We start from the raw sequence: 14,862 nt of genomic DNA, 5'->3' as shown, positions 1-14,862 counted from the left end.
GCGCCTATCCAGGTCACCGTAGTAATGCGCTGAGCGGGAAAGACGGTAGGAAGGAGAGAAGTTCGGTCAATTCCATGTCAAGACCACCTTGAGATATAACGTGAATGTGCGCAAGCGACACGGAAGCTATGGATTCGACGCACCCGGGGCGCTGGCCGGTTTGCTCTTGGGCGCGATCGCGCTGCTGGGTCTCGCGGTGATCTCCTTCCTGCTCGACATCCCCGTGGCGGGGATCGCGTTCCTGTTCGGCGGGCTCTACACGCTGGCCAGCGCGGCCAGCTACCTCTACACGACGCGGCGCGGCAAGTTCGCGGTGTGGGCAGAGGAGCTCCAGCAGCTGAAGGGTGACGAGCGGCTGCTCGACCTCGGCTGCGGCCGTGGCGCGGTGCTGCTGATGGCGGCCGGACGGCTCGAGCACGGCAGGGCGACCGGCCTCGACCTGTGGCGCTCCAAGGACCAGTCAGGCAACCACGACTCCACGACCAGGGCGAACGCCGAGGCCGAGGGCGTCTCCGACCGGGTCGAGCTGGTGACCGGCGACATGCGCGACCTGCCGTTCGGCGACGGCGCGTTCGACGTGATCGTGTCGAGCCTGGCCATCCACAACATCCCCGACGCCGAGGGGCGCGCGCAGGCCGTGCGCGAGGCGCACCGGGTGCTGCGGCCCGGCGGGCTGATGGTGCTCGCCGACTTCCAGCACACGCCCGCGTACGAGGACACCTTGCGCTCGCTCGGCGTGGTCGACGTGCGGCGACGCGACGCGGGCTGGCGGTTCTGGTACGGCGGGCCGTGGTTCAGCACGGGCATCCTGGAAGCCAGGAAGTCTACCTAGCAAGAACGCGGGTAGCCACAAGTGCTTATGAGCGACGTGGAAACCGGCACCACAACCACCAAAGTGCCCGCGCGCCTTGATCGGCTCCCCTGGTCCCGCTGGCACTGGATGATCGTCATTGGACTCGGCACCGTCTGGATACTCGACGGGCTCGAGGTCACCATCGTCGGCAACCTCTCCGCGCAGCTCGCCAAGCCGGGCAGCGGCCTGGAGATCACCCAGGCACAGGTCGCCGGCGTGGCCGCCGCGCTCTATGTCGCGGGAGCCTGCTCGGGGGCGCTGTTCTTCGGCTGGCTGACCGATCGGTTCGGCAGGAAGAAGCTCTTCCTCATCACGCTGGTCGTCTACCTGGCGGCGACCCTGCTGACCGCGTTCTCCTTTCACGCGTGGTGGTTCTTCCTGTTCAGGTTCATGACGGGGTTCGGGATCGGCGGCGAGTACGCGGCCATCAACTCCGCCATCGACGAGCTCATCCCGAGCCGGCACCGGGGGCGCATCGACATCATCATCAACGGCAGCTACTGGCTCGGCGCAGCCGGCGGCGCGCTGCTGACCGTGCCGCTGCTGAGCGACCTGCCGGTGAACATCGGCTGGCGCGTCGCGTTCGGCCTGGGCGTGGTCCTGGGCCTGGCGATCCTGCTGGTACGGCGGAACGTGCCGGAGAGCCCGCGCTGGCTGTTCATCCACGGCAGGGACAAGGAGGCCGAGGGGATCGTCGACGGCATCGAGCGGGAGATCGGCGTGGACCTGCCGGAGCCGTCGGAGTCGATGACCGTGCACCAGCGCAAGTCCATCGGTTTCATCCGGATCGCGCACACAATGGTGGCGCTCTACCCCAAACGCACGGTCCTCGGCCTGTCGCTCTTCGTCGGGCAGGCGTTCCTCTACAACGCGATCACCTTCGGGTACGCGCAGATCCTGAGCACCTTCTACAAGATCGACACGCACGCCGGCTACTACTTCGCCGTGATCGCGGTCGGGAACTTCCTCGGCCCGCTGCTGCTCGGCCGCCTCTTCGACACCGTGGGCAGGATCCCGATGATCTCGGCCACGTACATCGGGTCCGGGCTGCTCCTGCTGGGCACGGCCTGGCTGTTCAACGAGGGCATGCTGACCGCCGTGACGCTGACCGCGTGCTGGTCCGTGGTGCTCTTCGTGGCCTCGGCGGGGGCCAGTTCGGCGTACCTGACCGTCAGCGAGATCTTCCCCATGGAGACCAGGGCCCTCGCCATCGCGTTCTTCTTCGCGATCGGCACGGCCGCCGGCGGCATCGCCGGGCCGCTCGTCTTCGCCTCCCTCGTCGAGAGCGGGGTGCCCGGGGACACGGCGCTCGCGTTCTTCATCGGCGGCGTCGTGATGATCGTGGCGGGGCTGATCGAGCTGCTGTTCGGGGTCAAGGCCGAGCGCAAAGGCCTGGAGGCCATCGCGACCCCGCTCACCGCGGTGACATGAGCGTCGGCCGGGCCTGGCCCCCTCCACCCACGACGCGCTGTCAGCCCCATCGGGCGCACGTGTAGCTTTGGGCCGCGTGACGGAATCGCCGAGCAAGGAGCTCTACATCATCGTGTGCGCCGCCGGACCGGCCGCGGACGCCGGCCGGCTCGTCGCCATGGCTCAGGAACGAGGGTGGATCGTCCAGGTCGTCGCCACCCCGCCGGCCCTGGACTTCATCGACGTGCCCGCGCTGGAACGCCAGACCGGCCGCCCGGTCCGCAGCCGCTACCGCAAGCCGGACGAGCCGAAACCGCCCCGAGCCGGCGCGATCGTCGTCGCGCCCGCCACCTACAACACGGTCAACAAGTTCGCCCAGGGCATCGCCGACACCTACGCCCTGGGCCTGCTGGCCGAGGCGCCCGGGCTCGGCATCCCCGTCGTCGTGCTGCCCTTCGTCAACAACGCCCTGGCCGCCCGCCGGCCCTTCCTGCGCAGCATCGACTTGCTGCGCGGCGAGGGCGTCCGGGTCGTGCTCGGGCCGGGGCAGTTCGCCGACGAGCCCGGCTCCGCACCCTTTCCATGGGGGCGTGCGCTGGCGGAGCTCGGTGGTTGAGTCTGACACCGTGTGAGGCTGTATCCCAGGATGTGCCGACTTTAGGAGAAACATCGTGGCATTGGCTGAACAGGTGGACGAGATCCTGCGTGCGGGCAAATCGCCGCACTTCCATGGGCTCGTGGTGATGCGGAGCGGGGAGGTCGTCCTCGAGCGGTACGGCTCCGGGCCTGACTACCGGCTGGGCGACTCGCTGGGGCACGTCGAGTTCGACCGGGACACCTTGCATGACCTCAGGTCCGTGTCCAAGAGCGTGGTGGCGCTGCTGTACGGCATCGCGCTGGGCGAGGGGCTGGTGCCGGAGCCGGGGGCGGGACTGGTGGCGCAGTTCCCGGAATATGAGGACCTGGTGGCGGATCCCGCGCGGGCCCATCTCACCATCGAGCACGCCCTGACCATGACGCTCGGCCTCGAATGGAACGAGGACGCCCCCTACACCAGCCCCGCCAACAGCGAGATCGCGATGGAGCTGGCGCCCGACAGATACCGGTACGTGCTGGAACGGCCGGTCATCGAGGAGGCGGGGAAGCGGTGGCTCTACTGCGGCGGCGCGACCGCGCTGATCGGCGGGCTCATCGCGCGCGGTGCGGGGAAACCGCTGGAGGAGTACGCCGCGACCGCCCTCTTCGAGCCCCTCGGGATAGGCGCCTTCGAGTGGTCCAAGGGCGAGCACGGGACGGTGAGCGCGGCGGCCGGGCTCCGGCTGCGGCCGGTCGACCTGGCCGCCATCGGGCAGCTGGTGCTCGACGGCGGCCGGGACATCGTGCCCGGTGAGTGGCTCCAGGAGCTGCTACGGCCGCGAGTCGTGCTCGGCGAGGGGTTCGAGTACGGCTACCAGTGGTACGTGAGCACCGGGGAGAGCCGCTGGGCCGGTGGCATGGGGAACGGCGGGCAGCGCCTGCTCATCCGGTCGGAGGACGAGCTGGTCGTGGCGGTGACCGCCGGTGAGTACGACCAGGGCGCGGCGAGCACGGCAGCCGTGCTCGACGCGGTGCTCGACGCCTGACGCTCAAGGGAGGAGCAGGACCCGGCCCGTGACCGCCCGGCTCTCCAGGAGGCGGTGGGCCTGCGCCGCCTCCTCCAGTCGCAGCGTACGGTCGACATAGGCCCTGCTCGTCCCGGCGGCGAGCCGGTCGAGGATCGCCGGGAGGTGCGTCGCGAACACCTCCCCGGCCCACCCGGGACCGCTGCAGCCGATCACCGTCACCCCGCGTTCCATCAGGTCGGCGGCCGTGACGGCGGCGGGTTCCCCGCTCAGCATGCCGTAGTAGAACATCCGGCCGGTGCCCGGAGTGAGGTGGTCGAGCACCCGCCTGGCCACCGTGCCGCCGACGGACTCGAAGACGACGTCCACGTCCGGCAGCTCGCCGGGCCAGTCGGGCGAGCTGTGGTCGATCACGAGGTCCGCGCCCATGAGAGCGGCCCGGTCCCGCTTGGCGGCCGTGCCGGCGGTGGCGATCACCCGCCCGGCCCCGAACTCCTTCGCGTGCTCGACCAGATAGGTCCCCACCGAGCTGCTGCCCGCCTCCACCAGCACGGTCTCTCCGCCGTCGAGGCGCGCTTTGCGCAGCAGGGCGAGGGCTATCGCGCCGGGCGCCGCCGCGGCCAGCGCGTCCACCGGGCTCACGCCGTCCGGCACAGGGGCCGTCATGGCGGCCGGGAGCAGGGCGTACTCGGCGTACGACCCGAGCCCGCCGGTCACCCCCACGAGCGTGCTCCCGAGCAGCTTCGTGTCCACCCCCTCTCCCACCTCGACCACCTCGCCGGCGGCCTCCGCGCCGATCACGGCGGGCAGCGGCAGCGGGAAGGGCAGCGTGCCCGCCCGGATCTGCGTCTCGGCGTAGCTGACGCCGATGGCCTGCGTACGGATGAGGACCTGGCCCGCGCCGGGACTCGGCTGCGGCAGGTCGGCCACTTCGAGCCGCTCCGGGCCGCCCTTCTCGGACAGGACGATCGCGCGCATGCTTGCACTCCCTAAACTGAACCATTGGTCCAGTTAATATATGGACCACTGGTCAAGTTTGTCCATGGGAAAGAATGTCCGGATGGAACGTCGAGAGCGGGCCGACGCCGCGCGCAACAGGCAGGCCATCCTGCGGGCGGCCGAGGAGCTGCTGCGGCGGCACCCGCCCGAGCAGGTCTCCGTCGAGCGCGTCGCGGCCGCCGCCGGCGTGGGCAAGGGGACGGTGTTCCACCGGTTCGGGAGCCGTACGGGGCTCATGCTGGAGCTGATGAGCGAGCGGGCGCGCGAGCTCGAGCAGGCCTTCACCGAAGGGCCGCCGCCGCTGGGCCCGGGCGCGGATCCGGCCGGGCGGCTGCTCGCGTTCTTCGCGGCGCTGGCCGAGCTGGCCGCACGCAACGGAAACCTGATGAGCGCCATCGAGCACGCCATGGTCACCAGCAAGAGCCACGGCGAGCAGTCCAGGGAGAGCAACCCGATCTACCTGTCCTGGCACCGGCACGTGTCCGGGCTGATCGCCGAGGGGCGGCCCGACGTGGACGCCGAGCAGATCGCTCACATGCTGCTCGGCACGCTCCACATGGAGCCGATCGCGAGCCGGTTGCGGGCCGGTGAGCACGAACGGCTGGCCGCCGCCTTCGCCGACCTGGTCAACGGGCTGCTCAGAGGGGGAGATGGGTGATCGCCCCGTGGAAGGCGGCGACGGCCGCCCTGATCGCGGGGTGCTCGCCGTTCCCCCGCCGGAACGCCGCCAGCGTGCGGCGGCTCAATGGCAGGCGGGTGAGCGTCACCCCCTCGGGCGGGTCGATCGCCGCCAGCCGGGGTACGAGCGCAACCCCCTGACCGGCCGCGACGAAGGCGAGCACGGTGTCGAAGTCGTCGATGTGGTGGCGTACGAGCGGCTCGAACCCGGCCGCCTGGCACGCCCTGATCGCCATGGTGTGGCAGAGGGTGCCCGGCCTGTCGGTGATCCACGAGTCGGCGCGGGCGTCGGCGATCGAGGGCCGGTCGGTGAGGTACATCGGCTCGGTGAACAGCGGCTCCGTCTCGATGGACGCGTCGGTCACCGGCGGCACGAAGTCGTACTCGTGCACGAGCGCCACGTCCAGCCCCCCGGCCCGCAGCGCGGCCGAGACGTCGGCGGGGTCGATCTCGGAGACCATCGGCACCAGCCCGGGATGCGCCTCGGCCAGGTCGACAAGGGCTGGGGGGAGGAGCACGCGGGCCGCCGTCGGGAACGCCCCGATCCGCAGCGGCCCCGAGGGTCCGCCACGGGCGGCGGCGAGCGCCGCCGACGCGCGTTCGAGCTGCTCCAGCACAGCGTGCGCGTGCTCGACCAGGAGGCGGCCCGCGGAGGTCAGCGTCACGGTCCGGCCCGTGCGCTCGAGCAGCGGCACGCCCGCCTCCCGCTCCAGAGCGCTGAGCTGCTGTGAGACGGCCGAAGGCGTGAACGTGACCGCCTCCGCGACGGCGGCGATCGTGCCGCGCCTGGCGAGTTCGCGGAGAAGGTGGAGCTTGCGCGGGTCGAGCATAAGTCAAGCTTAAGCTCAAGCGAAGAAATCCGCGCTGGACCTAACGTATCGGGGCAGGGCACGCTCGAAGCATGCTGAGAGGAATCCACATACCGCTGGTCACCCCGTTCACCTCGTCCGGAGAGGTGGCCGTGGACACGATCGAGAAGCTCGCCTTCCACATGCTGGACCAGGGCGCCGCCGGGCTGGTCGCGCTGGGCACGACGGGCGAGGTGGCCGCGCTCGACCCCGACGAGCGGGCGCAAGTGATCGAGACGTGCGCGCGGGTCTGCGCGGAGCGGCAGGCGCTGCTCACGGTTGGGGTGACGGGCAACGACACGCGTTCGACGGCCCGGGCCCTGCGCGACCTGCCCGAGGGGGTCGGTGCCGCGCTGGTGACGGTGCCGTACTTCCTGCGGCCCGGGGAGCGCGGCGTGATCGCGCACTTCGAGGCACTGGCGGAGGAGACGCCGGTGCCGCTGGCGATCTACCACATCCCGTACCGGACGGGGCAGGCGGTCGGGGCCGCGGCATTCCGGCGCCTCGGCGCCCACCCGATGATCGCGGGCATGAAGTACGCGGCGGGCGGGATCGACCAGGACGCGGTGGACCTGCTGGGCGACCTGCCCGAGGGGTTCGAGGTGGTGGGCGGTGACGACGCGTTCGTCTCGCCGCTGCTCGCGCTGGGGGCCGCCGGCGGGATCCTCGCCTCCGCGCACCTGGAGACGGGGAGCTACGTCGAGCTGGTAGACGCCTGGCACGCGGGCGACGTGACCAGGGCGAGGACGCTCGGGCACCGGCTGGCCCGGCTCTCGGCCGCGCTCTTCGCCGAGCCCAACCCCACCGTGATCAAGGGAGTGCTGCACGCCCGGGGCCTGATCCCGACCCCGGACGTGCGGTTGCCGCTGCTGCCCGCCAGTGAGGCGGCCGTGTCACACGCTCTCCTGGGCGATTGACGTATCAGCGGTCGGACTCCCGGATGGCGGTGCCCACCTCGCTCACGCGGTCGGCCAGCAGGCCGAGCGCGCCCACGGCCCTGGCCATCGGGTCGTCGTCCGCGCCACCCAGCGCCTTGGCCCTGAGGTACGCGGCCTTGATCTCCGCCCACCGTCCGGCCTGGGCCGGGGTGAGGCGGCCGCGGAGCTCGGCCAGCTTGAGCAGGTTGGCCTCGGCGTCCGTGGCCAGGGTCTGGGCCTCACCCAGGTAGTGGTCGTCGATCACCGCCTCCAGCTCGGCGTCGTTCATGGCGGGGACGATGCGCTCCGCCAGCTTGTTCATGTTCCGGTACGACCCCTGCAGCCGGTACGGGGGCTCCGTGCGGGCGGCGTCGGACTGGGCGGCGGAGGCGATGTAGGCCTGGTTGTTGGCCAGCACGACCTCCTGGACGCGCACCAGCTTGGCCAGCACGCTGAGGATCTGGTCCAGCTCCGGCTTGCTGTACGGGTGCGCGAGCTGGTCCGGCCTGACGGTGGTGTCGCCCTTGGCGAGCCGTACGAGGAGCTCGACGTCCGCGCGGTCGCGGCCGGAGAGCGGCGCGAGCACGGGGTTCGAGGTGAGGGCGTTGCCGATGTAGCTCAGCGCGAACAGGTCGTCCTTGCCCGACAGCACGTCGCCCAGGTTCCACACGTCGGCGCGGTTGGCCAGCATGTCGGGGATGCGGAAGCGCCGGCCGGACTCGGTGTACGGGTTGCCCGCCATGCACACCGCGAACCGCTTCCCGCGCAGGTCGTAGGTGCGGGTGCGGCCGTTCCAGACACCTTCGATGCGGCGCTGGGCGTCGCAGAGGGAGATGAACTTCTGCAGCAGCTCCGGCGAGGTGTGCTGGATGTCGTCGAGGTAGAGCAGCGTGTTGTTGCCCGTCTCCAGCGCGAACGAGATCTTCTCCACCTCCTGCCTGGCCGTCGCGTCGGGCGCGTCCGCCGGGTCCAGCGAGGTCACCCCGTGGCCCAGTGCCGGGCCGTTCACCTTGACGAACATCAGGCCGAGGCGGCTGGCGACGTACTCCATGAGGGTCGTCTTGCCGTAGCCGGGCGGTGAGATGAGCAGGAGCAGGCCCATCTGGTCGGTACGCTTGCCCGCGCCCGCCGCGCCGAGCTGCTTGGCCAGGTTGTCGCCGATCAGCGGCAGGTACACCTCGTCGAGGAGGCGGTTGCGGACGAAGGCGCTCATGACCTTGGGCTTGTACTCGTCCAGGCGCAGGCGGCGCCGCTCCGCCTCGACCAGCTCGCCCCTGCGCCGCTGGTAGGCCCGGTATGCGGGGACCCGCTCCTGCCTGAACTGGCGCGCCCTGGGGAGGATCTCGTCCAGCCTGATGTCGAGCTTGCGGTCTTTGACGCGGGGGTGGCTGCCCAGGAGGTCGCCCACGGTCTCCTGAGTGGCGGCGCTGGAGTCGTGCCGGGGGACGTCGCACAGCTGTACGGCGATGGCCTCCGCCACCTCGGGGCCCTGGTGGTAGGCGGCCATCCAGGCGTGGGCCAGCTGCAGCCGCTCGGCGAGCGGCACGCTCCTGAGCTCCTCCTCGAACTCCCGCACCTTGGCCGGCCCCAGGGTCTTTCTGAACCCGTCGAGGACGTCGCGGGCCGCTTTGCTCGTCACGAACCCGAACGGGCTGCTGCCCAGCTCCTCGACGAGGTACTCGCCCGCGAGCCCCGCCGCCACCGGCGCGCCCGGCCGGAGCCCGTCCAAGAAGCCCGCGATCAGCGTCCCCAGCTCGGCGGCCAGCGAGTCCACGGCCGGAGTGGCGCCGAAGACGGCGCGGACACGGAGCAGCGACACGGCCCGCGTGGTGAATGTTTTACGTGAAACGTCGTCCACGCCGAAGGCCCAGAACAGCTGAGCCGCCGCCCGCACGTCGGCCGGATACCGCAGCAGCCCCGCCCCCGACCGCAGCCGCACCAGCACGTCCAGGATGGCCACGGCGTCATGGTCGTGGACCCCGCGCTCGTACCCCTCGTCATAGCGCGACTCCGCCGCCTGCCTGACCACGTCCTCGAGAGAGGCCCCGGGAGCCAGGGAGTCGAGGAGCGAGGCCGCCAGGTGCTCGGCCCGGTAGACCTCGGGCGTCTCCGACACCAGCAGCTGGTCCCAGAAGGGCCGGGTGTCGGCGAAGGAGGCGGGCACCGGCGACCGGTAGTCGGTGCCCGTGATCGCGAAGTGCATGGAACTGTCGTGCGGCACCAGCGTCAGGTCGATGGGCTGGGTGTTGACGGCGAAGCGGTGGTGGCCGAGCCGCAGCGTCTCGCCGCCGTCCGAGAAGAGGTCGAGCCGGTCGCGGAGGGCCCGCGAAGCCTCCTGCTGGGTGGACTTGATGCGCCCGTCCAGCTCCTCGGCCCGTACGGCGTCCCCGAGCGAACGCAGCTCCGCGGCGGCCGAGCGGACCTTGGCCACCATCGGGTCCGTCGCGAAGTACGTGTTGACCTCGTCCATGGAGCCGAGGGAGCCGAGGCGGCGCGTGATGCCGCCCAGGATGCGCTCGGCCGAGGTGAAGACGCGGTCGGCGCGCCGGGCCAGGGCGTCGAGCTGGGACTGCTTGCGGGCCGAGAACGCCTCGTAGACGTCGTCCCGCTTGGCCGACAGCTGCGCCGCGAAGTCGTCGAACTCGCCGAAGCGCGACTCCAGGGTCTCCAGCTGCAGCATCAGCCGCCCGAGCTGCTCATCGCATTCGGCGGGGGTGCCCGCCATGGCCAGCGCACCCGTGATGGCCTGGCCGAGCAGCGCGAACTCGGCGGCGAACGCGGCCCGCCCCTCCGCCCCGAGCAGCTCACGCCGCCGCCCGTCCAGGATGGCGCGCGCCCGGTTGACCCCGCCGAGCACCTCGGCGATCCGGCCCAGGATGGACGTGCGTACGGTGGCGTCGGCGATGTCCAGCGAGCCGACGACCTCCGTCACCACCTCCAGCCCCTCCGCCTGCTCGGCCAGCCGGTCCGACACGGGGGCGGCCGCCGCGACCGTCGCGATCGCGGCGGCGGAGGCGGCGAGCTCCTCGACGGCCGCGTGATAGGCGGTGAACGCCTCCGCGCCCTGCAGGAACGCGACCGCCCGCGTTCCGACCGACGCGAGCTCCTCCGTCACGGAAGAGGACAGCGCGTCCAGGGCGGCCAGATCGATGTAGCGGGTCTCGCGCAACGTCACCAGGCGGCCCTGGGCCCGCCGCAGCGTGGCCAGCATCCTGACCCAGGCGTCCGCGGTGACCGGATTGTCGGCCCGCGCCTGCCGTACCAGCTGGGTGGTCTCCTCGGCGGCGCCGGCGAGCGCCTCGGCGGCCTGGCGGGTGAGCTGCTCGACGTTCTCGTACTCGTCCAGCACCTGCTCGGCCGTGGCCCGAACGTCGGCGAGCGGCTCGCGCAGGCCCTGCTCCCCGAGCCAGTGGTAGGAGTCGAACGCCCGCGTGCAGGCGGCGATCAGCCCCTCGAACGTCCCCGTCGAGGGCGCCATCTCCTCGATCATCCGGGACACGGACAGGCAGTCGGAGATGCCGCGGACCAGCTCCGCGTTGCCGATGCGCTCAAGCGGCCCCGTCCCGGCGGGCTGGGCGGCGGCGTACGTGTCGGAGACGTACGGTGTCTGCCAGACCTGCATCGGGTGGACCCGGGTCGGCTCGTCGGAGGTCGCGCGGAAGACCACCATCGTGCCGTCGTCGAACAGCGAGTAGCCGTGGCAGACGATGGGGTTGGCGACCTCCTTCCTGATCACGTTGTACGGCAGCAGCAGCGAGCGCCCGTCGCCCCTGGCGTGGAAGACGTACAGGACGTCCTCGCCGTTGGGCGAGCGGACCACCCGCTCGAACTCCAGGTCCGTCACGTCCGTGTCGAACGTCTTGCTGACGCCGGTCGCCAGGTAGTAGCCGCCGGGGAAGATCAGCCCCTGGTCCTCCGGCAGGCGCTGGCACGCCTGGCCGATGCCGTCGAGCCTGATGACGGCCTTGGTGCGGATGTTGAAGACCAGGTGGCGCGAGTCGCTCTCCTTGTACGGCCTGATCCGCATGAGGATCAGCGGCCCCACTCTGGCGTACTCGACGTCGGCGTCCGCCAGGCTCTGCAGCGGCTCGGCGACCGGCTCGGCGTAGATGCCGGCGCCGGTCTCCGTGTTGTTCTCGATCTTGATGGTGAGGTCGCCGCCGACGGTCTCGACGAACACCTCGTCCTCGATCGAGATGTGCGGGTGCCGGCCGAGGACGTGGTCGTCGCGTGTGGTCGGCGTCCACTCGAAGTCGTGGGACGGGGGGAAGACGTGGTCCCGCTCCCCCCTGTTGTCCAGATATTTCGGGACCCCGCCGTTGTTGACCGCCCACCGCAGCACCCGCAGGTCCGCCGGACCCGTCTGGAACACCGCCAGCAGCTTGCCCTCGACCCGCCGGAGCTGCTGCAGCCTGGTCTCCTTGTAGTACCGGTACAGCTCGGCGAAGTCCTTCTTGAACGCCGGATCGTCCAGCGTCTCCAGCTTGTCGGCGTCGAACCTGAACGCGTCGCCGTCCCTGGAGAACCGGTGCACCGCGAACACGTCCGCCACCGCCGTCTCCGGCTTGAGCCCGATGAAGACGTTGTAGCCGAAGAGCATCACGTCGCCCAGGGAGACGATGTCCCTGGGGACGCAGTTGTTCTCGGTACGGATCCGCTCGGTGCCCAGCAGGCGCAGCTCCGCGCCGCCGAAGACCTTCAGCCGCTCGCCGTTGAGCCGCTCGGCCGCCGCCGTCAGCGCCTTGGCCTGGGACTGGAGGCGGTTCCTGAGGACCTCGTACGTCCCCGCTTCCAGATCGGTCACCGATCAGCTCCGGCCAGGGCCGCCACAGGGGAGTCGGCCACGCCCAGCCGGCGGGCGGTCTCCAGCAGCTCACCGAGCGCCGTCGCCTGCGGGCCGCCGTCCTGGATGAGCCGCATGAGCAGGGCGGAGACGGTCAGGTTCTTGATGTCCTCGGTGCGTACGCCGCTGACCAAGCTCGCCAGGTCGGCCGCCAGGCTCGCCGTCCCGTTGACGTACGGCGAGACCAGCGCCCCGGCCACCTCGGAGTGGTCCACGAAGCCGTCGACCACCTTCCCGGCGGTGATGGAGCCGACCACCTTGTCGAAGAACATCGTGTCGCCGCCGACGATGTCGATGTTGGCCTTGGCCAGCCCGGCGGCAAGCACGCTCGCCTGCGACTCCGCCACCTGCCGCGACACGTCGATGTGCTTGAGCCTGATCTCCTTGTCGGCCTCCAGGCGCAGGCGGTACTCCTCGTGCTCCCTGCTGGCCTCGTCGAGCGCCGCCATCGCGGCCGCCTTCGCCGTGAGACCCTCGGCCTCGGCCTTCAGCTTCTCGCCCACCGCCGCCGCGCCGGCCAGCGCCATCGCCTGCTCGCCCTCAGCCTGCGCCTTGATCCGGTCGCCCTCGACCAGGGCCATGGCCTTGGCGCCCTCGGCCTCGGCGGCCAGCCTCTCCTTCAGCACCAGGGCCTCCGCGCGGCCGACCTTCTCGATGGCCTCGGCGTCGCGCTCCTTGACCTGCACCTGCGCCAGACCTGCCGCGGCCGACTCCGCCTGGACGCCCTCGGCCAGCCGGATCTTGGCCCGCGCCTCCAGCTCGGCGGCCTGCTGCCTGGCCTCGGCGAGCACCAGTTCCTCACGCGCCTTGAACTTGGACGCGGCCTCCGCGGCCTCGGCCGCCTTGATGTCCTTGACCAGGTTCTCCTGGGCCTCGGCCTCGGCGGCGATGATCACGGTCTGGCGGGTGCGCTCGGCCTCCTCGACCACGCGCAGCCGCTTGATGCTCTCCTCCTGCTCGGCCACGGTCTTGTCGACCGCGATGCGCTCGCGGATGACCTCGGCGATGGCCCGCTTCTCGGTCTCGACCTCTTTGTCCTTGGCGATGCGCGACAGCTCGGTCTCCCGCTCGCGGGCGATGACTTCCAGCACGCGGTCCTTCTCGATCCGCTCGGACTCGATGGCGATCACGCGCTCGCGGTTCTTCTCGGCGACGGCGATCTCGCGGGCCCGGTTCTCGTTCTGGACGCCGAGCTGCTCGTCGGTCTTGATGTGCGCGGCCTGGGCGCGCAGCCGCTCCTCGGCCTGCACGCGGGCGATCTCCGCCTCCTCGCGGGCCTTGACGGTCTCGATCTCGCGCTTCTGCTTCAGCTCGGCGTCGGCCTGGCGGCGCTGCAGCTCAAGGATGGCCTCGCGGGCGTCGACGTTCTGGCGGGTGATCTCCTTCTCCTCGTTGCGCTGGAACTCGTTCGTGCGCACGTGCTCGATCGCCGTCAGTTCGGTGATCTTGCGGATGCCCTGCGCGTCGAGGATGTTGCTCTTGTCGAGCTGCATCAGCGAGGTCTGCTCGAGGTAGTCGATGGCGGCGTCCTCGAGGCTGTAGCCGTTCAGGTCGGTGCCGATGAGCCGGACGATCTCGTCCCTGAACTCGTCGCGCTTGGTGTAGAGGTCCACGAAGTCGAGCTGCTTGCCGGCGGTCTTGAGCGCCTCGGAGAACTTCGCGTTGAACAGCGCCTGCAGCGTCGTCTCGTCGCTGGCTCTGGCGGTGCCGATGGCCTGGGCGACCTTGATGACGTCCTCGGCGGTCTTGTTCACGCGGACGAAGAACGTGATCTTGATGTCGGCCCTGATGTTGTCCCGGCAGATCAGGCCCTCGCGGCCGGTCCGCTCGATCTCGATGGTCTTGACCGAGATGTCCATGATCTCGGACTTGTGGATGACGGGCAGGACCACGGCGCCGGTGAACGTCACGTCCACCTTGTTGACTTTGGAGACGATCAGCGCCTTGCCTTGCTCCACCTTGCGGAAAAGGCGGCCGATGACGGCGAGCAAGCCAATCACGATGACCAGGATGACGGCGAGAAATATGCCGAAGCCGGTGGAGACGATGTCCATCAGTGCTCACTTTCGTAGGGCATGACCCAGAAGAATTCGCCGTCTTTGTCGTATTCGAAGATGAGGGCGTTGTCGCCGCGGGCCAGCCGGTCCTGGCCGGTCGTACGTACCTGCACGACCGCGGACGAGCCGTCGGCGGCGGTGACCTCGGCCTGGCCGAAGTCGGGGGTGGCCGCGCCGGTGCGGATCACGCACATCTGGCCGACGAAGTCGCCACGCGAGTGGCGATCCCCTTCGGGGAACAGCCGGCGCAGCGGAACCAGCAGGCCACGGGTGGCGAGCCAGGCCCCGCCCAGGGCGGCGAAAGGGACGGCGAACAGCAGGCCGCCACTCGCCGCCACCACACTGCCGATGAGGCAGAGCAGCCAGGCCAGCGCGATCAACAGCGAGAGCGCGACTCCGGCGGGGACTCCCCCGAGGCCCAGCCAGACGGCGTCATCTTCCAGCTCGAACAGCCCAATGATCACGGTCAGCCAATAACCGACGACCACGACGAGAAGGAAAGTAAAAATGATGGTCGGAAAGCTCAGTACGGTGTCTAAGAACTCGGTCATCCCGCCTCGGTTTGCGATCCCCCGTTGACGTCCTGACGGACTATATACAGATAAAGCACGGGTAAAGCGGAAAGTTCCCACCGAGTCTGGCGATTTTTCCCGGCT

The 14,862-nt window shown here is 70.3% G+C and carries 11 protein-coding genes; 6 read left to right on the top strand and 5 right to left on the bottom strand.

The annotated features are described in order from the left end of the window. Window positions 1-106: 106 nt before the first annotated feature. The 4 genes from ABN273_RS05870 to ABN273_RS05855 all read left to right on the top strand — a co-directional run bounded on the left by ABN273_RS05870 (window position 107) and on the right by ABN273_RS05855 (window position 3,885). Window positions 107-832, top strand: a complete 726-nt coding sequence (locus ABN273_RS05870; protein WP_349447594.1) for a class I SAM-dependent methyltransferase — start codon at window positions 107-109, stop codon at window positions 830-832. 27 nt (window positions 833-859) lie between these two features. Further along, on the top strand, window positions 860-2,284 hold the full coding sequence (locus ABN273_RS05865) for an MFS transporter (protein WP_349447593.1): 1,425 nt from the start codon (window positions 860-862) through the stop codon (window positions 2,282-2,284). Between the two features lie 76 nt (window positions 2,285-2,360). Continuing rightward, window positions 2,361-2,879 carry a flavoprotein gene (locus ABN273_RS05860; protein ID WP_349447592.1) on the top strand — a complete coding sequence of 173 codons (519 nt, stop codon included), beginning with the start codon at window positions 2,361-2,363 and terminating at the stop codon, window positions 2,877-2,879. A gap of 55 nt (window positions 2,880-2,934) precedes the next feature. Beyond that, window positions 2,935-3,885, top strand: a complete 951-nt coding sequence (locus ABN273_RS05855) for a serine hydrolase domain-containing protein (protein WP_349447591.1) — start codon at window positions 2,935-2,937, stop codon at window positions 3,883-3,885. Between the two features lie 3 nt (window positions 3,886-3,888). Here ABN273_RS05855 and ABN273_RS05850 read toward each other — a convergent pair whose 3' ends face one another. Next, window positions 3,889-4,842, bottom strand: a complete 954-nt coding sequence (locus tag ABN273_RS05850; protein ID WP_349447590.1) for a quinone oxidoreductase family protein — start codon at window positions 4,840-4,842, stop codon at window positions 3,889-3,891. An 82-nt stretch (window positions 4,843-4,924) separates the two neighbouring features. On the opposite strand from ABN273_RS05850, the gene ABN273_RS05845 reads away from it, so the two are divergent. Beyond that, window positions 4,925-5,521 (top strand): TetR/AcrR family transcriptional regulator, encoded by a 597-nt coding sequence (locus ABN273_RS05845; protein ID WP_349447589.1) that lies wholly within the window; start codon window positions 4,925-4,927, stop codon window positions 5,519-5,521. On the opposite strand, the gene ABN273_RS05840 is transcribed toward ABN273_RS05845, so the two are convergent. Continuing rightward, window positions 5,502-6,371: a LysR family transcriptional regulator gene (locus ABN273_RS05840; RefSeq protein ID WP_349447588.1), complete on the bottom strand. Its 870-nt coding sequence runs from the start codon at window positions 6,369-6,371 to the stop codon at window positions 5,502-5,504. The two genes, ABN273_RS05845 and ABN273_RS05840, sit on opposite strands and share 20 nt — an antisense overlap. Window positions 6,372-6,442: 71 nt before the next feature. On the opposite strand from ABN273_RS05840, the gene ABN273_RS05835 reads away from it, so the two are divergent. Further along, a complete protein-coding gene (locus ABN273_RS05835) occupies window positions 6,443-7,306 on the top strand; it encodes a dihydrodipicolinate synthase family protein (RefSeq protein WP_349447587.1) in 864 nt (287 codons plus the stop codon). A 4-nt stretch (window positions 7,307-7,310) separates the two neighbouring features. Here the strand turns inward: ABN273_RS05835 and ABN273_RS05830 are convergent, their stop codons facing one another. The 3 genes from ABN273_RS05830 to ABN273_RS05820 are packed head-to-tail and all read right to left on the bottom strand — an operon-like array spanning window position 7,311 to window position 14,757. Then, window positions 7,311-12,110 (bottom strand): DNA repair ATPase, encoded by a 4,800-nt coding sequence (locus ABN273_RS05830; protein WP_349447586.1) that lies wholly within the window; start codon window positions 12,108-12,110, stop codon window positions 7,311-7,313. After that, window positions 12,107-14,203: a flotillin family protein gene (locus tag ABN273_RS05825; protein ID WP_349447585.1), complete on the bottom strand. Its 2,097-nt coding sequence runs from the start codon at window positions 14,201-14,203 to the stop codon at window positions 12,107-12,109. Before ABN273_RS05825 ends, ABN273_RS05830 begins: the two co-directional genes overlap by 4 nt. Continuing rightward, a complete protein-coding gene (locus ABN273_RS05820; protein WP_349447584.1) occupies window positions 14,203-14,757 on the bottom strand; it encodes a hypothetical protein in 555 nt (184 codons plus the stop codon). The genes ABN273_RS05825 and ABN273_RS05820 overlap by 1 nt, the downstream gene beginning before the upstream one ends. Window positions 14,758-14,862 lie beyond the last annotated feature (105 nt).

The sequence above is a fragment of the Nonomuraea sp. B19D2 genome (assembly GCF_040137845.1).
GTDB lineage: Bacteria > Actinomycetota > Actinomycetes > Streptosporangiales > Streptosporangiaceae > Nonomuraea.
The sequence above is the reverse complement of the archived record's forward strand: the minus strand, read 5'-3'. Positions and strand labels throughout refer to the sequence as shown.

What these genes read in the sequence shown, in the direction of transcription:
- ABN273_RS05825 (WP_349447585.1), bottom strand. Translation starts at nt 14,203, where the DNA reads ATGGACATCGTCTCCACCGGCTTCGGCATATTTCTCGCCGTCATCCTG.
- ABN273_RS05820 (WP_349447584.1), bottom strand. Translation starts at nt 14,757, where the DNA reads ATGACCGAGTTCTTAGACACCGTACTGAGCTTTCCGACCATCATTTTT.
- ABN273_RS05840 (WP_349447588.1), bottom strand. Translation starts at nt 6,371, where the DNA reads ATGCTCGACCCGCGCAAGCTCCACCTTCTCCGCGAACTCGCCAGGCGC.
- ABN273_RS05850 (WP_349447590.1), bottom strand. Translation starts at nt 4,842, where the DNA reads ATGCGCGCGATCGTCCTGTCCGAGAAGGGCGGCCCGGAGCGGCTCGAA.
- ABN273_RS05845 (WP_349447589.1), top strand. Translation starts at nt 4,925, where the DNA reads ATGGAACGTCGAGAGCGGGCCGACGCCGCGCGCAACAGGCAGGCCATC.
- ABN273_RS05835 (WP_349447587.1), top strand. Translation starts at nt 6,443, where the DNA reads ATGCTGAGAGGAATCCACATACCGCTGGTCACCCCGTTCACCTCGTCC.
- ABN273_RS05865 (WP_349447593.1), top strand. Translation starts at nt 860, where the DNA reads ATGAGCGACGTGGAAACCGGCACCACAACCACCAAAGTGCCCGCGCGC.